Origin of the sequence: Rhodococcus sp. 06-418-5 (genome assembly GCF_002258285.1) — a bacterium.
Classification (GTDB): domain Bacteria; phylum Actinomycetota; class Actinomycetes; order Mycobacteriales; family Mycobacteriaceae; genus Rhodococcoides.
In genome coordinates this window covers 94,424-112,726 of sequence record NZ_NOYE01000037.1, presented here as the reverse complement: position 1 = coordinate 112,726, position 18,303 = coordinate 94,424, and the positions used below count along the sequence as shown (strand labels likewise).

Sequence of the window (18,303 nt, the reverse complement as noted above, 5' to 3'; positions counted from 1 at the left end):
ATCACGGCTCGAGGTCCGGCTCGCCCACATCCCAGCCGCCGCGTCGGATGCGCAGGATGTAGACCAGTTCGTTGCTGCCGAACGCCTCGACGGTGGTGAACCGTTTCGGCTCGGTGTTGACCTCGGGATTGCGTGCGTGAGCTTCCTCGTAGAGTTGAGTGGCTCGCAGATCGGCCAACTCCACACGGGTCCAGAAGTCGTCGGACTGCACCGAGTAGACCAGCCTGGGCGCGCCGTCGGTGACGTGTGCGATGTCGATGTCGTCATCGTCGGAATCGGAGTCCTCGAGGTCCAGATCGAGGTCGTCCTCGGAATCGGTGTCCTGCTCTGCGTCGGTTCCGATCAGATAGACACCCGCCTGCAGGTCACCAGCGGCGACCGTCATGTACTCGGCGTAGTCGCCGGTGTCGATTCCGTCCACGTCCATGTATGTACGGTAGCCATGTGCTGCTTCGTTCACTGAACCCACTCGCCGTTGCGCGGGGAGACGATATTCCCGACGCCATCACGATCGACGGAGTCTCCCTCTCTCGTGCCGATATCCTGGGCGCGGCGACGTCCGTGGCCGAGCGCATCTCACGAGCCGACCGCCTCGCGATCTACGCGACGCCGTCGGTGAAGACGGTGCTCGCCGTCGTGGGTGCACTGATCGCCGGTGTCACCGTGGTACCCGTTCCGCCCGATGCCGGGGTGGCCGAACGTGAGCACATCCTCCGCGACTCGGGCGCGCAGGCGTGGCTCGGTGAAGCACCGCCCGATACCTCCGGCCTCGATGTTCTGCCGGTGCGTCAGCATGCACGGTCGTGGCACAGCTACCCCGAACCTCTGCCGTCCTCGGTTGCGTTCGTGCTCTACACCTCCGGTACCACCGGCCCGCCGAAAGGCGTCCTGATCTCTCGCAGCGCCATCGCGGCCGGGCTCGACGCGTTGGCGCAGGCCTGGGCATGGACGTCGAAAGACACTGTGGTGCAGGGGCTTCCGTTGTTCCACGTGCACGGCCTCATTCTCGGTGTCCTCGGCCCGCTTCGGGTGGGCAGCCCGCTGATCCACACCGGTAAGCCGACGCCGGAGCTGTACGCGGCCGCACGCGGATCCCTGTACTTCGGGGTGCCGACCGTATGGTCGCGCATCGCCGCGGACGAGGACTCGGCCCGCGCTCTTGCCGGTGCCCGTCTGCTGGTTTCCGGCAGTGCCCCGCTTCCGGTCCCGGTGTTCGAGAAGCTGCGTGAACTCACCGGCCAGGCTCCGATCGAGCGATACGGCATGAGCGAAACCCTCATCACCATCAGCACCCGCGCCGACGGGGAGCGTCGCGCAGGCTCGGTCGGACTGCCGGTCGCGGGCGTCGAGACACGGTTGCGCGGTGAGAAGGGCGAAATCCTGCCGCACGACGGCGAATCCATCGGAGCGTTGCAGATTCGCTGCCCGATGCTGTTCGACGGCTACCTGAACAACCCCGAGGCGACGGCGAAGACCTTCACCGAGGACGGGTGGTTCGACACCGGGGACGTCGCTCTCATCGAGCCCGACGGCTTCCACCGAATCGTGGGACGAGCCTCGACCGATCTGATCAAGTCCGGCGGATATCGCGTCGGCGCAGGGGAGATCGAGACGGTGTTGCTGGGGCATCCGAGCGTCGACGAGGTGGCCGTGGTCGGTGTGCCCGACGACGATCTGGGTCAGCGCATCGTCGCGTTCGTCGTCGGAACCGATGTGGAGGATCGGGTGCTGATCGATCTGGTGGCCACCGAGCTGTCGATTCACAAGCGGCCCCGTGAGATTCGCGTCGTCGACTCCCTCCCGCGTAATGCGATGGGGAAGGTGCAGAAGAAGTTGCTCGGCTGACGCTGTTGACGTTATAGGTTAGGCATGCCTATTGTTCTGGGCCATGACCGCACCTGCGCCCGCAATCGCCATCGGGGCAACCCAGCTCGAGACCGGCACGATCGAGGCCGCGACGCGTCGTGAGTTCCTCATCGGCAGCGTCGCGATCGCGGCCCTGCTCGCCGGATGCGGTACCGGTGAGGAGCAGGCCCCGGGCGACGGGACGGCGGCGGACGGCTATCCGCGCACGATCGTCGACGATGCCGGTGAGTCCGTCGTGATCGACCGTCGGCCACAGCGGGTGGCGTGTGTGGCCAACCTGTGGGATCTGGACACGGTGCTCGCGCTCGGTGTCGTCCCCGTGCAGTTCGGGGTGCGTGAGGGCTTCGCCGAGATGACCGGCGCACCGAACCGGTCGTGGGAATGGCACGAGAACGCTCTCACCGAACTCGGCGGGTCGAGTGAGCGGATCTCCCTCGGCGAGTCGATCGACACCGAGCGCATCGCCGCGGCGGAACCGGACCTCATCATCGGAGACGACGGGGTGGCCGAGTCTCGTTCCCAGCTCGAATCGCTCGCCCCGGTGCTTCAGATCGCGTACTTCGATTGGCGACGCAACCTGCAGATCATCGGAGACGCACTCGATCGGCGAGATCGCGCGGACGAGCTCATCTCGGACACCGAGGCGAGAATGTCCGCCGCGCTCGAAGGCCTCGACGTCGCGGGTGCGACGGTCGGTCTGATTGCCGCCTACGACACGGCGACGTTCTACGGACTCGGTCACGAGTCGATCCCTGCCGTGGATCTGTTCCGGCGGGCCGGGTTCACGACGGTCGCCGCCCTGTCCGACGGAGCGACCGCCGACGCCCCGCGCCCCGAGTTCTCCGCAGAGAACGCCGACATCCTCGCCGATGCCGACGTGCTCGTCGTGTTCGACTTCGGCTCGACCGGGATCGTCGATACCGGACTGTTCACCTCGTTGCCGAGCGTCGCAGCGGGCCGGGTGGTGGTGCTCGAACAAGGTGAAGTGGCTCAGGGCTTCTCGACGTTGAGCCCGCTCAATCTCGACATCTGCATCGATGTGGTCCGCCGCGCAGCCGAACTGCTCTGATGAACGCCGTCGTCAGCGAGAGTGCGAGGCGGCGGTTAAATTCGAGAGATGACCACTATCGATGGTGCGCGCATTCTCGTATTCGGTGCCAGTGGCGGTCTCGGCGGTCCGATCGTCGAGCAGCTCGCGAAGGCCGGTGCTCGGCTGACCGTGAGCGGCCGGAGCATCGAGTCTGACCACCACACGGTGAATGCCGATCTGACGCTGCCTGATTCGGCTCGCTCGGTGGTCGCGGAGGCCGTCGAACACCACGGCGGACTGGACGGGATCGTCATCGCCGCAGGTGTCGTGGCGTTCGGGCCGGTCACCGAGGTGGACGACGACACCGTCGACGAACTGTTGCTGCTCAACTATCTCGCACCACTGCGGGTACTTCGAGAAGCGCTGACCACCCTGGATCAGGGCGGGTTCGTGCTCAACATCAGTGCCGTCGTGGCCGACAAGCCGATGCCGAACATGGGTGCCTACTCGGCGAGCAAGGCCGCGGTGACGGCACTGCTGAAAAGCGTTCGTACAGAGGCACGTAAGTCGAAGATCAGGATCGTGGACGTGCGTCCGCCGCACACCGAGACGGGTCTTGCGACGCGGCCGATCGCCGGGCAGGCACCGAAACTGCCCCAGGGTCTGACGCCGGAGGCGGTGGCGGAACGTATCGTCGCGGCGATCACCGACGACGAAACCGACGTCGGCGCAGACCAGTTCTCTTAGGCTATTGTCGGCACCGTGACCGAGACACATGTGACCGACGCGGGCAGAAGGCTCGTGCGTCGTCGCACCATCGATCTGTGCCTGGTCTGCACTTCTTCCTGTTCGTAACTGTCGATCGAACCCAGCCCCGACGAGCTCTACGTGCTCCTCGGGTTCTTCCGGCAACCTTTTTCGACGAACAGGATCACTCATGACCACATCTGTGTCCCACCTCGGCGGCATCATCGCCGCCACCGACGAGGCCGTGCAGGCCGACGCCAAGAACGCCCAGGCGGTCTTCCGGGCCTCGGTCACCGCGCACGATGCCGTCGCCAGCACCGTCACCCTGGGCAAGTACAGCGTCGAGGTCGACGAGCCGCCCGCCCTCGGTGGTGAGAACAAGGCGGCCAACCCGGTCGAGTACTACCTGGCGTCACTGCTGTCCTGCCAAGTGGTCACGTACCGCGTCTGGGCGGAGAAGCTCGGTATCGTCGTCGACGACATCAAGGCCAAGGCCGAGGGTGACCTCGACGTTCGCGGATTCTTCGGTTTCGACGACGACGTTCGTCCCGGTTTCGGTGAGGTGCGGGTCGTGGTGACCGTCACCGGTCCCGAGTCGCGGGAGCGGTACGAGGAGCTGCAGCAGGCCGTCGACGATCACTGCCCCGTGCTGGATCTCACGCGCAATCCCACCCCGATCCACACCGTTCTCGAAACGGCCTGACGTCATGAGCGAACGGACATTCGGTCTGCGTACCAGAGCAATTCACGCCGGAGCGAGACCTGACCCTTCCACCGGTTCGCGTGCGGTGCCGATCTATCAGACGGCGAGCTACGTGTTCGAGAATTCGGCGGACGCGGGCGATCTGTTCGCTCTGCAGAAGTACGGCAACGTCTACAGCCGCATCGGGAATCCCACCGTCGCCGCCTTCGAGGAGCGCATCGCGAGCCTCGAAGGCGGTATCGGGGCGGTCGCGTTCGCCAGTGGGTTGTCGGCCGAGTTCGCGGTGTTCGCTGCGCTTGCCGGTAGCGGAGACCACATCGTTGCCGCGGCCGGGCTCTACGGCGGCACGGTGACCCAGCTCGATGTGACCCTGCGCCGCTTCGGCGTCGAGACCACCTTCGTTCCCGGCACCGATCCGGCGGATTACGCAGCGGCGGTGACGGATTCGACCAAACTGATCTACGCCGAGATCATCGGCAACCCGTCGGGCGAGATCGCCGACCTCGAGGGTCTCGCCGCTGTCGCGCACGATCACGGAATTCCGTTGGTGATCGACGCGACGATGGCGACTCCCTGGCTCAGTCGGCCCATCGAATTCGGTGCCGACATCGTGATCCACTCGGCCACCAAGTTCCTCGGCGGACATGGTTCCACCCTCGGGGGAGTGGTGATCGAATCCGGTCGATTCGATTGGGGCTCGGGAAAATTCCCGCAGATGACCGAACCGGTTGCGTCGTACGGCGGGCTGTCGTGGTGGGGGAACTTCGGCGAGTACGGCTTTCTGACGAAGCTGCGCAGCGAGCAGTTGCGCGACATCGGGGGCGCATTGGCACCGCAATCGGCATTCACGTTGATCCAGGGAGTGGAAACGCTGCCGCAACGGATGGATGCGCACGTCGGTAATGCCCGAGTGGTCGCCGAGTGGCTCGAGGCAGATCCCCGGATCGAGTACGTGAGATGGGCCGGGCTGCACAGTCACCCACACCACGACCGAGCAGCGAAGTACCTCCCCACCGGTCCCGGTGCGGTGTTCGCTTTCGGAATCGACGGTGGCCGCGAGGCCGGGCAGGCGTTCGTCGAGAGCGTCCAGGTCGCCAGCCACGTCGCCAACATCGGTGACGTGCGCACGCTGGTTATCCACCCGGGCAGCACCACGCACCGACAACTGACCGACGAGCAACTGCGCGGAGCAGGTGTCGGTCCCGAGCTGATTCGTATCAGCGTCGGCCTCGAAGACGCCGAGGACATTCTGTGGGACCTGGATCAGGTCCTGACGCTGGCAACAGGAAAGGCTCGGTCATGAGCGAACGCACCTGGCAGGGCCCGTCCGCGCCGCAGCGGCAACGCATCCTGCGAGAGACGAAGACCGTCGCGATCGTCGGTGCGTCGAAGAACCCCTCGCGGGCAAGCTACTTCGTCAACCGATACCTCTCGTCGACGAGCAACTACGAGATCTTTCTGGTGAACCCGACGGTCACCGACATCGAAGGAACGACGGTATACCCCACACTCGCCGAACTACCGAAGCCGCCGGATCTGGTCGACGTGTTCCGCAAGTACGACGACCTTCCTGAAGTGCTTTCGGAAACCATTGCAGCGCAGGCGAAGACGATCTGGCTTCAGCTGGGGCTGTGGCACGAGCAGGTGGCCAACGACGGCGAGGCAGCGGGATTGAACGTCGTCATGGATCGGTGCCTCAAGATCGAACACGCCCGATTCCACGGGGGATTGCACCTGGCCGGATTCGATACGGGAGTGATCGATTCGCGTCGGACACGGGGGTAGGCGCGCGTACGCCTCACCACGTGAGGACGGTGTTGTCCTCGAAAACCAGTCCGGTGGGTCCGTCGGCGTCGAGGGTGGCGAGTCGAATCGCCACGGCCGCACCCTCGTCCGGCGATCGCGTTCCGCGGAATCCATTGAAGTCGGTGGCGACGTGCCCAGGAGCTGCTCCGTTGACCTTGATCGGGGTATCGGCAAGGTCTCGGGCGTAGTGGACGGTGAGGGCGTTCAGAGCGGTCTTCGAGCTCGAATACGCCATCGATGGCGTGCCCACCCATGCGCCGTCCTCGCCGATGGAACCGCGCTTGCTGGTGACGTTGACGATCCGACCGGCCGGGGACTCTCTCAGTAGCGGCAGGAATGCGTTGGTCACATCGACGACGGCGAAGACGTTGACGTCGTACACCTTTCGCAGATCCGACGAATTCTCCTCGATAGGGCGGTGATAGCCGACGTTGATGCCTGCGTTGTTGATCAGAGCGTCGAGGTGGCCCACTTCGGTGTCGATGTGTCGGACGGCCTCGTCGATGTCGTCGGCCGAGGTGACATCGAGCCGAATCGGGCGTACGTCTCCGTCGATCCCGGTGGCCGCGGTGACGCCCCCGGCGAGATCTCGCGAGCCCAGATAGACGACAAACCCCTGGGCGGCGAGGCCGCGGACGATGGCAAGGCCGATGCCTCGGTTGGCACCCGTGACCAAAGCAGTGTGTGTTGTCATATCAACACCATGCACCCGGTTGTGTTGTCATGTCAACAGGTCGGTGGATAGGGTGGCGCAATGACGCTGTTGAACGAATCCGAGATGGCCCTGTGGCACGCGTGGAAGCGGGCGCAGGACGCCGTATGGACTCGCGTCACCGCGGAGATCGCGGACAGAACTGGCTTGTCGGATCAGGACTTCGCGGTTCTGACCCGAGTGCACGAAATAGGGCATGGGGTGCTGCGGCAGAGCGCATTGGCGGCGTTGCTCGAGTGGCATCGCAGTCGGCTGTCGCATCATCTGACCCGAATGGCCGACCGCGGACTGATCACTCGTCGTCCGGTCGACGGGGGAGTGGAGGTAGTTCTCACCGAGGTGGGGCGCGACGCCGTCGTGCGCGCGCGGCCCGTTCACGCGGAGGCGGTCAGACGGTATCTGCTCGACGCGATTCCGGCTTCCGAGCGAGTGGTGTTCGAGCGCATCCTTGCCGGCCTCATGCTTTCAGCAGGCGACCACTGATCACGGTGGCCAGTGCACGTGGAGCAAAACGGACACTGCCGGCGCTGATCTTGTTGGACAGGCCGGACACGATGCTGGCGGGGGTGCGGCGAGAGTCCAACGCGCGCAGAGCCGTCGCGACCACTTGCTCGGAGGTCTGGAAGTTGCCCACCGCGGCGTCTTTGGACCCCACGACGTCGAAGAACTCGGTGCGGGTGGGGCCGGGGGAGAGCGCGAGAATCTTCAGCGGCGAGCTGCGGTGCTCGAAGGCCAAGGCCTCGGTGAAGTTGAGGACGAAGGCCTTCGTGGCACCGTAGACAGCCATGTTGGGGGTGGGTTGGTACGCAGCGGTACTCGCGATGTTGATCAGCGCGCCGGTGAGGTTGGGCAGAAACGCATGCGTCAGGTCGACCAGCGCGCTCACGTTCAGCGCGATCTCTGCGGCGATGCGCTCGGGATCCTCGTCGGCGAATTTCCCGTGAGTTCCGAAACCTGCGTTGTTGACGAGTGTGGTGGGGATGATTCCTTTGTCGGCCAATGTGGTTCGGAGGGTCTCGCCGACGCCGGGAACTCCCAGATCCATCGCGACAACGGTTGCGGTGACGCCGTGGTCGGCTTCGATACTTCGTGCCAGGGTGTCCAGTCGGTCGGCACGCCGTGCCACCAGGACGACGTTCTCGCCCCGTGCCGCGAATCGAGTGGCGAACTCCTCGCCGAGGCCCGAACTTGCTCCGGTGATCAGTGCTGTGGAAGTCATGTCCGCCAATGTAGGCAGTGTCAGCATTGTTGTCAACGCCAACATCGCCTAGGGTGGAACCCATGGCAACGCAGCGGTACCACCACGGTGACCTGCGCGCGGTACTGCTCGACGAGGCCGAACGGAGCATCGCGCACCGCGGAGTCGACGCGTTGTCACTTCGACAGCTGGCCAGAGATGTCGGGGTCAGTCACGGTGCTCCCGCGCGCCACTTCCGCGACAAGCAAGCGCTGTTGGATGCGCTGGCCCTGCACGGTTTCGAGGAGCTGAACCGCCGGATGGTCGCCGCGGCAACTGGACCCGGTGAGCTGATGGCTCGGTTTCGTGCAGTCGCTCGCGCCTACCTCGGATTCGCCGTCGAACATCCGGAGTTGCTGGACGTCATGTACAGCACCAAGCATCATCCCGACGCCAGCGAGAAGCTGAAAACTGTTGCGCACGAGAGCATGACCGCCACCGAGGCATTGCTCGGCGAAGCCATCGCCGCGGGTGTGATCACCGATGCCCCGCCCGCGATCCTCGCGCGGGTTGCTTTCGCGAGCGTGCACGGACTTGCGATGCTGGCCACCGGGGACCTGCTCGACGGCGTCGCGATCGAGGATCTTCTCGACGCGACCGTCGACACGCTGCTGCGTGGGTTCACCTAGGTTGAACGGCATGACCGAATACGACCTGCAACGCTTCGTCGATGCCCAGGACCCCGTCTGGACCGCGGTGACGAAGGAACTGAAGGCGGGACGCAAGCAGACACACTGGATGTGGTTCGTGTTCCCGCAGTTGGCGGGACTGGGGCGTAGCGCGACCGCTCAACACTTCGGCATCGCCGATCTGACCGAGGCGGAGTTCTATCTCTCGCACGAAGTGCTGGGCCCTCGCCTGAAGAAGGCGGCAAGGCTTGTTGCAGCTGTCGAGGGGCGGACGGTCGACGATATCTTCGGTTATCCCGACAACCTGAAGTTGCATTCGTCCATGACGCTTTTCGCCGAAGCTACCAAGGGCCCGTCCGTATTCGGCGAAGTGTTGCAGAAGTATTTCGCCGGTGAATTCGATAGCCCGACACTCGACTTGCTCGACGCGCGATACCGCTAGCATCGCATCCATGACGACTCCACTCGCCGGATCCATTGCCTTCGTCCACGCCAGCTGGCACTTGGACATCGTCGATCGTGCGCGAGTGGGATTCGCTGCCGAGCTGAAGAATCTCGGAGAAACCGAGACGACTGTCGACGTGTTCGAGGTACCCGGGGCCTTCGAGATCCCACTGCACGCACAGCGGCTCGCCAAGACGGGCAAGTACTCCGCGATCGTCGCCGCTGCACTGGTGGTGGACGGCGGAATCTACCGACACGACTTCGTCGAAACGGCGGTCATCGACGGCCTGATGCGAGTGCAGCTGGACACCGACGTGCCGGTGTTCTCCGTGGTGCTGACGCCACACCACTTCCACGAACACGCCGACCACAACGCCTTCTTCACCGCTCACCTCGAAACCAAAGGCGCAGAAGCCGCGCGGGCTGTAGTGAAAACCCTGGCGTCACTGGGGACCATCGGCTGACGCTCGGCGGGCAATCCTGTGTTCGACGAGTATGCGGTGCTCGAGGAGCTCGAACGACGAGAGCCGATTTTCCATCGCCGTGAGTTCGGCATCACGCGTGAGGATTTCGATCGCCTGACGGACGTGGGTTTCTGGGAGGTCGGTGCGTCGGGCAGGCGATACGACCGCGAGCACGTCTGGGCCGTTCTCGAAAAGCGATACGCATCCGACCCCACCGGGCAACTCGATGTCGACTGGACAGCCAGTGAATTCGAGCTCCGAGAAATTGCCTCGAATACGTATTTGCTGACCTACATTCTCGAGCAGGGCGGCCGATCCACCCGCAGGATGACGTTGTGGCAACGCCGCGCGGGTGATTGGAAAATCCTTTATCACCAAGGCACGACCGTATCCGATACCACACCCCACCGACAGGTTTGGAATACTGAATAGTCAAGCAGCGCAATAGTTTTCGATTCAACGAAGGTTGTCAGTCGAACGCACGTTCGATACACTTCATGGCATGACCACAGCGATCTGGCAACTGACCGAGGCCGAACTCCTCGCCGACGCCGCCGCGGTCTCCCACCAGATCCAGCTCCTCGAAGCCCGACGCATCGCCCTCGTCGCCGACATCGACACCCGCGTGAGCCGGGAGAAACTCGGCTTCCCCGGACCCGCAGTCTGGCTCACCTCCACCACCCTGCTCTCACCGTCCAAGGCCACCAAGATCGTCGCCCTCGCCCGCGGACTGAAGAACTTCCCCGACATCGCCGACGCCGTGAACGCCGGCGTCATGACCATCGACCATGCCGCCCTGATCCTCGCCTTCGCCGAAACCCCACCGAAAAAGCTGCCGCAAGAAGGGCAAGACATCGCCCGGAAAGCGATGATCACCGCCGCCACCGGACCTGGAGCCCGCACCGGCCGCATCCGGGAAGCGATCACCAGACTCCACGACACCTACGGCGGCAAGACACCACCCGCCGACGACACCGATCGCAACGAACTCCTTGCCTCCAAAACCCTCAACGGGCGGCTGGTGTTGAAAGGGGACTTCGATGCCGTCACCGGCGAGAAGCTGCTTACCGCACTCTCACCGTTGACCGAACCACGACCCGACCCCGACGGCACCGAGACACCCAAAACCGGAGACGACCGCAGCCCCGCCAAGCGACGAGCCGACGCCTTCGGACACATCCTCGACCAATACCTTGCCTCGAGTGATCGACCCATCGAAGGCGGCGAGAGACCGCACCTGAACCTGCACATCACCCTGCGCGATCTCACCGACCTCCGCGACAATGCCGACGCAGACGACATCGCCGACGACGAAACCACGCGCGCTGCAGCCGAATCCGACACAGAAGCAGGCGATCCGGTCGACATCAACACCGGTAGCCTCATCATCGACGACGCACCAACCGAGCCGGACAACGGCAGTGGCAGTGACCGCCGTGCAACGGATCGCGGCGCATACCGGGACCTGTTCGGCGACGGTACTTCGGTCGGGTGGCTGCCCTGGATGGGACCGCTCTCCCGCAACACCTCCCGGCAACTGGCCTGCGACTGCCTGCTCACCGCCATCGTCATGGACGAGAACGGCTCCCCGATCAACCTCGCTCGCACCGCACGCACCGTCACCGCCAAACAGAAGAAGGCGCTCATCGCCCGAGACCACACCTGCGCCTTCCCCGGCTGCGGTAAACCCGCATCCTGGACAGAGGCACACCACATCCGGCACTGGGCAGACGGCGGACCCACCGACATGAACAACCTCGTCCTACTGTGCGGATTCCACCACCGACTCCTCCACCACAGTGACTGGGAAGTGTTCATCGGCGTCGACAACCACCCCTGGTTCGTGCCACCGGCCACCGTCGACCCATATCGACAACCCCGACCATCCCACGCCCGAGCAGGCCCCCACATCGCCTGAGCCTGCCCAGACGAACCGCAGAAACAATCCAGCCCCGCACCGAGAACACGGTGCGGGGCTGGAAGAGGTTGGCAGTAAGCCTGATTCGGGAATTCAGCTCTCAGTCGTTGGCGTGCAGTGCCGCGTTCAGTTCGACGCCGGTGCCCTTCCACGGCACCACCTCGACAGCGCCCGACAGCGAGTTGCGACGGAACAGCAGGTTGGACTTGCCGGACAGTGTCGCCGCCTTCACCACTGTTCCATCCGGGCCACTCACCTTGGTTCCTGCGGTGATGTAGAGCCCGGCCTCGACGACGCAGTCGTCACCGAGTGAGATGCCGAGTCCGGAGTTCGCGCCCAGCAGGCAGCTCTTTCCGACGGAAATGACGTTCTTGCCGCCGCCGGAGAGCGTGCCCATGATCGACGCGCCGCCGCCCACGTCGGAACCGTCACCCACGACGACGCCCGCGGAGATGCGACCCTCGACCATCGAGTTGCCGAGCGTGCCGGCGTTGAAGTTGACGAAGCCCTCGTGCATGACCGTCGTTCCGCTGGCCAGGTGCGCGCCGAGACGAACGCGGTCGGCGTCGGCGATCCGAACGCCGGTGGGAACGACGTAGTCGACCAGGCGCGGGAACTTGTCGACTCCGTACACGGTCACCGGACCACGGGCACGAAGTTTCGCGCGCACCGTCTCGAAACCGTCCACCGCTGCGGGCCCGAAGTTGGTCCACACCACATTGGACAGCAGACCGAACACGCCGTCGAGGTTCTGCCCGTGCGGCTGAATCAACCGGTGCGAAAGCAGGTGCAGTCGCAGATACGCGTCGTGGGCGTCGATCGGAGCGTCGTCGAGAGAGGCGATGCTGGTGCGCACTGCGACTACCTCGACGCCGCGCGCCTCGTCCGGCCCGACGAGAGCGGCCAGCTCCTCGGGGATGTCCGAACCCTCGAGCCGGACGGTGCCGGTCTCGAAGCCCGACCCGAGCTCCGGGTTCGGAAACCAGGTGTCGAGAACGAGCCCCGACGTCGTGATGTTGGCAATACCTACTGCTGATGCTCCCTGTGCGCTCACGGCTCGAAGAATACGCGGTGGACCCGGAGGGCGGGTTGGCCCGTCATTGCGGGAACGTCGACTGTTCCTGGACGCCGTTCCCGACGCGGCGTCGGTTCGTTATCGGTTCGACCGTCGAGCGTGATCGCATCGGAATGCCGGCGGAGGCATCGACGGCGGGGAAGCTGACAGAGTTTCCCGGTGACCACACGTCCCGACTCCCGCATCCGTGGAGTGACCTCGGTGATGGCGGACGGTGTGTCCTTCACAGGGTTGGTGACGACCCTGGCGACGACGATCGTGCTCGGGGTCGCCCTGGGTTTGCATGTCGCAGGCGCGTGGTAGACATCGTCATCGGCTGACAGGGGGTCGCCGAGGTTGGGGGAGTGTCATGGGTTCGAGCAAGTCCGCGCGTATGCGTTCGGTCGTCACGGCGATCGCTGCTGCGATGGTGGTGGCCGGGAGCGTCGTCGTCGGGTCCGGCACCGCAGTCGCTGATCCCTCCTGCGCCGGCGCAGGCGGTCCGTCGGCAGTGGTCGCACGGATCCCGGGTGCGGCTCTGGAAGGCCTGGCGGTCGACGCGTCGGGCCGGGCCTACGTCACCGACATCGTCTCCGGACGGGTGTACCGCATCGACGCGCCGGGGCAGGCCGCCTACCCCATCGCGACGGTTCCCAGCGGCGGCGGTGGTGCCCTGGCCTGGATGCCCGACGGCACCCTGCTGGTCGGCTACGGGGCCGACCCTCGCGTCTTCGTCGGAGACATCGTCAAGGCCGCCGGGATCGTGCGGCTCGACGTGAACACCCTGACCGTGACCCCGTTCGCCACCGGTCTGAGCGCAGCCAACGGACTCGCCGTCGCTGCTGATGGAACGGTGTACGCCACCAACGACTTCGGCTCGCTCATCGGCCGGATCGGCCCCGATGGTTCGGTCGACCCGGCGTGGGCGAGCTTCCCCAGTGCCAACGGCGCAGTGCTCGACGCCGCCGATCGGTACCTCTACGTCTCGCGCACCTTCGTGAACCCGGGCGTCAGCCGGATTCCGCTCGCCGACCCCTCGGCACCGGAAAGCGTGCTCGACCTGACGGGGCTCGACTCGTTCGCAGCTCCGGACGGGCTCACCCTCGACGACGCCGGACGTCCGGTGGTGCCGCTGAATGCAGGCGGCTCCGTCGTCCGCATCGATGCGCCGGGGGCGACGTGCGTCATCGGCACCGGAACTCGGTTGACCAGCGTCGTCGCCTACGGTCGCTCCGACCAGGGGTTCTCGAACGGAAGATTGTTCGGTGCAGGCTTCGACGGCGTGGTCCGCGAGATTCCGGGATCCACGGCCTAGAGTTTTCACCCGTGACGCTCGAACTGAATGCAGACCCGATCGACCTCACCGCGGCGCTGGTGGACATCCCCAGTGTCAGTGAGGACGAATCGCGCATTGCGGACGAGGTGGAACAGGCGCTCCGCGACCAGACCACCGGCTTCGAGATCATCCGCAGTGGCAACGCCGTGCTGGCCCGGACCAACCTCGGGCTCGGGTCGCGCGTGATGCTCGCCGGGCACCTCGACACGGTTCCCATCGCAGACAACGTGCCGTCGAGGCGGGAACACGACAGCGCCGAAGGTGACATTCTGCACGGCTGCGGAACCGTCGACATGAAGTCGGGCGACGCAGTGTTCCTGCATCTCGCCGCGACGATCGACAATCCTGCGCACGATCTCACTCTGGTGTTCTACGACTGCGAGGAGATCGCGGCTGCCCGCAACGGGCTGGGCCGCATCGAACGCGAACTTCCCGAATGGCTGGTCGCCGACGTCGCGATCCTCGGCGAACCGTCCGGCGGGTTCATCGAGGCCGGTTGCCAAGGGACACTCCGTGTTCGGTTGACGGCGTCGGGAACACGGGCCCACAGTGCCCGGTCCTGGTTGGGCGACAATGCAATTCACAAATTCGGAGCGGTCCTGAACCGGCTCGCAGCGTACCGCGCACGCACCGTCGACATCGACGGCTGCGTGTATCGGGAAGGGCTGCAAGCGGTCCGGATCTCCGGTGGGGTCGCGGGCAACGTCGTTCCCGACGCGGCCGAGCTCGATGTCAACTTTCGCTTCGCACCCGATCGCAGCGTCGACGACGCCGTCGAACACGTTCGTGAGGTGGTCGAGGGACTGGATCTCGGCTTCGAGGTCACCGACTCGTCGCCGGGTGCCCTTCCCGGACTGAACCAGCCTGCGGCGGCTGCGCTCATCGAAGCCGCGGGCGGACAATTCCGCGCCAAGTACGGCTGGACGGACGTCTCCCGGTTCTCGGCGCTCGGTATTCCGGCGGTCAACTACGGGCCCGGCGACCCCAATCTCGCCCACAAGCGCGACGAACGCGTCCCCGTCGAGCAGATCACCCACGTCACGCAGGTTCTCCGGAGCTACCTCACTGCCGGATAGCCTGAACGCCATGAACAGCGACCAGGACCCAGGTAGTTCCGAGGAACACGGCAGTTCCGAAGAACACAGCAGTTTCGAGGGGCACAGCAGCGAGAAGCCGGCCAAGCACAAGGGATCCGTCGTACTTCGGCGTGGCCGGAACACCGAGACCTCCACCTCGGATCAGCGCCTGCTCGACGAGCGAGGACCAGGGAACTGGATTCACTCCGACACCTGGCGAGTCTTGCGAATCCAGAGCGAATTCGTCGAGGGATTCGGTGCACTCGCCGAGGTCCCCAAGGCCGTGACGGTGTTCGGTTCGGCGCGCACCCCCGTCGACCATCCCGAGTACGCCCGAGCCCGGCAACTCGGAGCCGCTCTCGCGAAGGAGGGCTTCGCCGTCATCACCGGTGGTGGGCCGGGCGCGATGGAGGGGGCGAACCGAGGTGCGAGCGAGGCCGACGGCTACTCGATCGGGCTCGGGATCGAGCTGCCGTTCGAGCAGGGCCTCAACGAATGGGTCGATCTGGGCGTCAACTTTCGCTACTTCTTCGTTCGCAAGACCATGTTCGTGAAGTACTCGCAGGCGTTCGTGTGCCTTCCCGGCGGCTTCGGTACTCTCGACGAACTCTTCGAGGCGCTGACCCTGGTGCAGACGGCCAAGGTCACCAGGTTCCCGATCGTGTTGCTGGGCAAGGACTTCTGGTCGGGACTGCTCGATTGGATCAAGACGACTCTCGTGAAAGAAGGCAAGGTGTCCGAGAAGGACCTCGAACTGATCCACTGCACCGACAGCGTCGACGAGGCTGTCCGGATCGTCCGCGAGGCCCAGCAGTGAGCGATCGTGGCACGACCGAACGCGCGATCAGTGTCTGCGTCTACTGCGCGTCCGGTCCCGTCGACTCCTCCTTCATCGACCTCGCCGCCGAGGTCGGCACCGAGATCGGCCGACGAGGCTGGCAGCTCGTCTCGGGCGGCGGCAACGTGTCGATGATGGGCGCCGTTGCTGCGGCGACGCGAGCTGCGGGCGGCAACACGGTCGGTGTGATCCCCAAAGCACTCGTGCATCGCGAGGTCGCCGATGTCGATGCCGACGAGTTGATCGTCACCGACACCATGCGCGAGCGGAAGAAGATCATGGAGGACCGCGCCGACGCGTTCATCACCTTGCCGGGTGGCATCGGGACGTTGGAGGAGCTGTTCGAGACGTGGACCGCGGGCTATCTCGGGATGCACAGCAAGCCGATGGTGATGCTCGACCCATTCGGACATTTCGACGGCATGATGCAGTGGATCGACGGGCTGCTGGCCACGGGCTTCGTCCAGCAGCGCGCTGTGGATGCCCTGATCAGAACCGCGTCGGTCGAGGCTGCCCTGGACGCCTGTGCAACGTTGTGACAGGTCACCAACCGTGGCCGACGAGCGCGCTCCTCAAAGTTGTTACTCTCAAGTAGGGTAAGAAATCTCACATCGTCTTCAAAGGGGAGTACATGGCTGTCGATGCCCGTCAGAAAATTGGAGTGACCGACCTCGCGGTCGCGTTGCCGAAAATGGTGACGGAGGTGCCCAGTCTCCTCAAGGGCCTGGCGGGATTCACCCGCAAACCCGACCACAAGGCGTCGATCGGTCAGGTCTTCCAGGATGCCGCCGCGAAGAACAGCGACCGTCCGTTCGTGCGGTTCGAGGGTGAGTCGATCACCTACCGGGACGCGAACGAGCTCGTCAACCAGTACGCCGCGGTGTTCGCAGACCACGGAGTCAAGCGCGGCGACGTCGTCGGCATCCTCAGCAAGAACCGTCCGGAGGCGCTGTTCGCCGCACTTGCCGCCGTCAAACTCGGCGCCACCGCGGGAATGCTGAACTACAACCAGCGCGGCGATGTACTCGAACACAGCCTGGGCATTCTCGAGGCGAAGGTCCTCGTACTGGACGAGAACGCGCAGGAGGCGCTCGATTCGCTCGACGGGGAGCCGAAGGTCGGTGCCGTACTGCCGCTGAAGAAACTCGCCGAACTCGCCGCGACGGCGTCGACAGCCAACCCGAAGGTGACCGCCGAGATCCAGGCCAAGGAGAAGGCGTTCTACATCTTCACCTCGGGCACCACCGGCATGCCGAAGGCGAGCCTGATGAGCCACTTCCGCTGGCTCAAGTCCATGTCCGGTCTCGGCAACATGGGTGTCCGGCTGCGCAGCAACGACGTCATCTACTGCTGCCTGCCGCTCTACCACAACAACGCGCTGACGGTGACGCTGTCCTCGGTGCTCGCGGGCGGCGCGACGATGGCCATCGGCAAGCAGTTCTCGGTGAGCAATTTCTGGGACGACATCCGGGTCAACAAGGCCACCGCGTTCACCTACATCGGCGAGCTGTGCCGCTACCTGCTGACACAGCCGAAGAAGAGCTCCGACCGCGACAACTCGGTGAAACTGATCGTCGGCAACGGACTGCGCCCGGAGATCTGGGAGGAGTTCACCGAACGATTCGGCATCTCCCGCGTCGCCGAGTTCTACGGTGCAAGCGAGTGCAACATCGCGTTCATCAACGCCCTCAACATGAAGAAGACCGCCGGAATCTGCCCGCTCCCGTACGCCGTCGTCCAGTACGACGAGGAGTCCGGCAAGGCCAAGCGCGGTCAGGACGGCAAGCTCCGCAAGGTCGGAAACGGCGAGGTCGGACTGTTGCTGTCCAAGGTGACCGACCGGGCACCGTTCGACGGCTACTCCGACGACAAGGCCACCGAGAAGAAGTTGGTGCGCGACGGCTTCAAGGACGGCGACGCGTGGTTCGACACCGGCGATCTGGTTCGTAAGCAGGGCTGGATGCACGTCGCATTCGTCGACCGTCTCGGCGACACCTTCCGTTGGAAGGGTGAGAACGTGGCCACCACCCAGGTCGAAGGTGCGCTCGGTGGGCATCCGTCGATCGACGGTGCCGTCGTGTACGGCGTCGACATCGAGGGAACCGACGGCAAGGCAGGCATGGCTGCGGTGACGCTGCGCGAGGGCGAGACCTTCGACGGCAAGTCCACGGCCGCGCACCTCTACGACAAGCTCCCCACGTACGCGGTGCCCCTCTTCGTCAGGGTCGTCGACAGCCTCGAGCAGACGTCGACGTTCAAGAGTCAGAAGGTGGCCCTGCGCAAGCTCGGCTACGAGGAAGACGGCGACAGCGACCTGTACGTGCTGCGCGGCAAGTCCGGTGGCTACGAGAAGGCGTACGACGGCTACGTCGCCGAGGTCGCCGCAGGCAAGGCTCCCAAGGGCTGAGCACCCGAAAGATGCGCTCGTGCCACTATTGATTTC

General features: G+C 64.9%; 22 protein-coding genes. 18 read left to right on the top strand and 4 right to left on the bottom strand.

Annotation, left to right across the window (positions count from 1 at the left end; all coding sequences use genetic code 11):
• Nucleotide 1 precedes the first annotated feature (1 nt).
• Complete coding sequence (locus CH274_RS25700; RefSeq protein ID WP_094641249.1) at nucleotides 2-427, bottom strand: hypothetical protein; 426 nt, start codon at nucleotides 425-427, stop codon at nucleotides 2-4.
• Nucleotides 428-429: 2 nt separating this feature from the next.
• On the opposite strand from CH274_RS25700, the gene CH274_RS25695 reads away from it, so the two are divergent.
• From CH274_RS25695 to CH274_RS25670, 6 genes are all read left to right on the top strand, one after another.
• Nucleotides 430-1,845, top strand: a complete 1,416-nt coding sequence (locus tag CH274_RS25695) for an acyl-CoA synthetase (protein WP_094659315.1) — start codon at nucleotides 430-432, stop codon at nucleotides 1,843-1,845.
• 43 nt (nucleotides 1,846-1,888) lie between these two features.
• Nucleotides 1,889-2,935 carry an ABC transporter substrate-binding protein gene (locus CH274_RS25690; protein WP_094659314.1) on the top strand — a complete coding sequence of 349 codons (1,047 nt, stop codon included), beginning with the start codon at nucleotides 1,889-1,891 and terminating at the stop codon, nucleotides 2,933-2,935.
• 48 nt (nucleotides 2,936-2,983) lie between these two features.
• A complete protein-coding gene (locus tag CH274_RS25685) occupies nucleotides 2,984-3,643 on the top strand; it encodes an SDR family NAD(P)-dependent oxidoreductase (RefSeq protein WP_094659313.1) in 660 nt (219 codons plus the stop codon).
• Nucleotides 3,644-3,833: 190 nt separating this feature from the next.
• On the top strand, nucleotides 3,834-4,346 hold the full coding sequence (locus tag CH274_RS25680) for an OsmC family protein (protein WP_094659312.1): 513 nt from the start codon (nucleotides 3,834-3,836) through the stop codon (nucleotides 4,344-4,346).
• Nucleotides 4,347-4,350: 4 nt separating this feature from the next.
• Nucleotides 4,351-5,649 (top strand): O-acetylhomoserine aminocarboxypropyltransferase/cysteine synthase family protein, encoded by a 1,299-nt coding sequence (locus tag CH274_RS25675; RefSeq protein WP_094659311.1) that lies wholly within the window; start codon nucleotides 4,351-4,353, stop codon nucleotides 5,647-5,649.
• Nucleotides 5,646-6,131: a CoA-binding protein gene (locus CH274_RS25670; protein WP_094629585.1), complete on the top strand. Its 486-nt coding sequence runs from the start codon at nucleotides 5,646-5,648 to the stop codon at nucleotides 6,129-6,131. The genes CH274_RS25675 and CH274_RS25670 overlap by 4 nt, the downstream gene beginning before the upstream one ends.
• 13 nt (nucleotides 6,132-6,144) lie before the next feature.
• Here the strand turns inward: CH274_RS25670 and CH274_RS25665 are convergent, their stop codons facing one another.
• Entirely contained in the window at nucleotides 6,145-6,846 is a 702-nt protein-coding gene (locus tag CH274_RS25665; protein WP_068053041.1) for an SDR family oxidoreductase, read from the bottom strand.
• Between the two features lie 60 nt (nucleotides 6,847-6,906).
• On the opposite strand from CH274_RS25665, the gene CH274_RS25660 reads away from it, so the two are divergent.
• On the top strand, nucleotides 6,907-7,347 hold the full coding sequence (locus tag CH274_RS25660) for a MarR family winged helix-turn-helix transcriptional regulator (protein ID WP_094629587.1): 441 nt from the start codon (nucleotides 6,907-6,909) through the stop codon (nucleotides 7,345-7,347).
• Here CH274_RS25660 and CH274_RS25655 read toward each other — a convergent pair.
• On the bottom strand, nucleotides 7,322-8,083 hold the full coding sequence (locus CH274_RS25655) for an SDR family NAD(P)-dependent oxidoreductase (protein ID WP_256993693.1): 762 nt from the start codon (nucleotides 8,081-8,083) through the stop codon (nucleotides 7,322-7,324). The two genes, CH274_RS25660 and CH274_RS25655, sit on opposite strands and share 26 nt — an antisense overlap.
• 62 nt (nucleotides 8,084-8,145) lie before the next feature.
• On the opposite strand from CH274_RS25655, the gene CH274_RS25650 reads away from it, so the two are divergent.
• From CH274_RS25650 to CH274_RS25630, 5 genes are all read left to right on the top strand, one after another.
• Nucleotides 8,146-8,730 (top strand): TetR/AcrR family transcriptional regulator, encoded by a 585-nt coding sequence (locus tag CH274_RS25650; protein WP_094659309.1) that lies wholly within the window; start codon nucleotides 8,146-8,148, stop codon nucleotides 8,728-8,730.
• 10 nt (nucleotides 8,731-8,740) lie between these two features.
• Nucleotides 8,741-9,172: a DUF1810 domain-containing protein gene (locus CH274_RS25645; protein WP_094659575.1), complete on the top strand. Its 432-nt coding sequence runs from the start codon at nucleotides 8,741-8,743 to the stop codon at nucleotides 9,170-9,172.
• A gap of 10 nt (nucleotides 9,173-9,182) precedes the next feature.
• Entirely contained in the window at nucleotides 9,183-9,638 is a 456-nt protein-coding gene (locus tag CH274_RS25640) for a 6,7-dimethyl-8-ribityllumazine synthase (RefSeq protein WP_094646999.1), read from the top strand.
• Nucleotides 9,639-9,674: 36 nt separating this feature from the next.
• The gene (locus tag CH274_RS25635) at nucleotides 9,675-10,070 is read left to right on the top strand and encodes a nuclear transport factor 2 family protein (protein WP_256993692.1); all 396 of its coding nucleotides are present in this window, start codon (nucleotides 9,675-9,677) and stop codon (nucleotides 10,068-10,070) included.
• Between the two features lie 70 nt (nucleotides 10,071-10,140).
• Nucleotides 10,141-11,556 carry an HNH endonuclease signature motif containing protein gene (locus tag CH274_RS25630; protein WP_094659307.1) on the top strand — a complete coding sequence of 472 codons (1,416 nt, stop codon included), beginning with the start codon at nucleotides 10,141-10,143 and terminating at the stop codon, nucleotides 11,554-11,556.
• A gap of 100 nt (nucleotides 11,557-11,656) precedes the next feature.
• Here CH274_RS25630 and dapD read toward each other — a convergent pair whose 3' ends face one another.
• Nucleotides 11,657-12,610 (bottom strand): 2,3,4,5-tetrahydropyridine-2,6-dicarboxylate N-succinyltransferase, encoded by a 954-nt coding sequence (dapD, locus tag CH274_RS25625; protein WP_094659306.1) that lies wholly within the window; start codon nucleotides 12,608-12,610, stop codon nucleotides 11,657-11,659.
• 180 nt (nucleotides 12,611-12,790) lie between these two features.
• Between dapD and CH274_RS29400 the strand changes: the two genes are divergently transcribed.
• The 6 genes from CH274_RS29400 to CH274_RS25600 all read left to right on the top strand — a co-directional run bounded on the left by CH274_RS29400 (nucleotide 12,791) and on the right by CH274_RS25600 (nucleotide 18,267).
• Entirely contained in the window at nucleotides 12,791-12,934 is a 144-nt protein-coding gene (locus CH274_RS29400) for a hypothetical protein (RefSeq protein ID WP_158462611.1), read from the top strand.
• A 46-nt stretch (nucleotides 12,935-12,980) separates the two neighbouring features.
• Entirely contained in the window at nucleotides 12,981-13,925 is a 945-nt protein-coding gene (locus CH274_RS25620; RefSeq protein WP_094659305.1) for an SMP-30/gluconolactonase/LRE family protein, read from the top strand.
• Between the two features lie 11 nt (nucleotides 13,926-13,936).
• Complete coding sequence (gene dapE / locus CH274_RS25615; RefSeq protein ID WP_094659304.1) at nucleotides 13,937-15,022, top strand: succinyl-diaminopimelate desuccinylase; 1,086 nt, start codon at nucleotides 13,937-13,939, stop codon at nucleotides 15,020-15,022.
• A 10-nt stretch (nucleotides 15,023-15,032) separates the two neighbouring features.
• Nucleotides 15,033-15,839, top strand: coding sequence for a TIGR00730 family Rossman fold protein (locus CH274_RS25610; protein ID WP_094659303.1), 807 nt, complete (start codon nucleotides 15,033-15,035; stop codon nucleotides 15,837-15,839).
• Complete coding sequence (locus CH274_RS25605) at nucleotides 15,836-16,399, top strand: TIGR00730 family Rossman fold protein (RefSeq protein WP_032394087.1); 564 nt, start codon at nucleotides 15,836-15,838, stop codon at nucleotides 16,397-16,399. The genes CH274_RS25610 and CH274_RS25605 overlap by 4 nt, the downstream gene beginning before the upstream one ends.
• Nucleotides 16,400-16,491: 92 nt before the next feature.
• Nucleotides 16,492-18,267, top strand: coding sequence for a long-chain-acyl-CoA synthetase (locus CH274_RS25600; protein WP_032394088.1), 1,776 nt, complete (start codon nucleotides 16,492-16,494; stop codon nucleotides 18,265-18,267).
• Nucleotides 18,268-18,303 lie beyond the last annotated feature (36 nt).

Coding starts and splice junctions, on each gene's coding strand:
- CH274_RS25675 (WP_094659311.1), top strand. CDS start 4,351: ATGAGCGAACGGACATTCGGTCTGCGTACCAGAGCAATTCACGCCGGA.
- CH274_RS25600 (WP_032394088.1), top strand. CDS start 16,492: ATGGCTGTCGATGCCCGTCAGAAAATTGGAGTGACCGACCTCGCGGTC.
- CH274_RS25650 (WP_094659309.1), top strand. CDS start 8,146: ATGGCAACGCAGCGGTACCACCACGGTGACCTGCGCGCGGTACTGCTC.
- CH274_RS25645 (WP_094659575.1), top strand. CDS start 8,741: ATGACCGAATACGACCTGCAACGCTTCGTCGATGCCCAGGACCCCGTC.
- CH274_RS25680 (WP_094659312.1), top strand. CDS start 3,834: ATGACCACATCTGTGTCCCACCTCGGCGGCATCATCGCCGCCACCGAC.
- CH274_RS25690 (WP_094659314.1), top strand. CDS start 1,889: ATGACCGCACCTGCGCCCGCAATCGCCATCGGGGCAACCCAGCTCGAG.
- CH274_RS25665 (WP_068053041.1), bottom strand. CDS start 6,846: ATGACAACACACACTGCTTTGGTCACGGGTGCCAACCGAGGCATCGGC.
- CH274_RS25660 (WP_094629587.1), top strand. CDS start 6,907: ATGACGCTGTTGAACGAATCCGAGATGGCCCTGTGGCACGCGTGGAAG.
- CH274_RS25655 (WP_256993693.1), bottom strand. CDS start 8,083: ATGACTTCCACAGCACTGATCACCGGAGCAAGTTCGGGCCTCGGCGAG.
- CH274_RS25670 (WP_094629585.1), top strand. CDS start 5,646: ATGAGCGAACGCACCTGGCAGGGCCCGTCCGCGCCGCAGCGGCAACGC.
- CH274_RS25700 (WP_094641249.1), bottom strand. CDS start 427: ATGGACGTGGACGGAATCGACACCGGCGACTACGCCGAGTACATGACG.
- CH274_RS25640 (WP_094646999.1), top strand. CDS start 9,183: ATGACGACTCCACTCGCCGGATCCATTGCCTTCGTCCACGCCAGCTGG.
- CH274_RS25685 (WP_094659313.1), top strand. CDS start 2,984: ATGACCACTATCGATGGTGCGCGCATTCTCGTATTCGGTGCCAGTGGC.
- CH274_RS25610 (WP_094659303.1), top strand. CDS start 15,033: ATGAACAGCGACCAGGACCCAGGTAGTTCCGAGGAACACGGCAGTTCC.
- CH274_RS25695 (WP_094659315.1), top strand. CDS start 430: ATGTACGGTAGCCATGTGCTGCTTCGTTCACTGAACCCACTCGCCGTT.
- CH274_RS25630 (WP_094659307.1), top strand. CDS start 10,141: ATGACCACAGCGATCTGGCAACTGACCGAGGCCGAACTCCTCGCCGAC.
- CH274_RS25620 (WP_094659305.1), top strand. CDS start 12,981: ATGGGTTCGAGCAAGTCCGCGCGTATGCGTTCGGTCGTCACGGCGATC.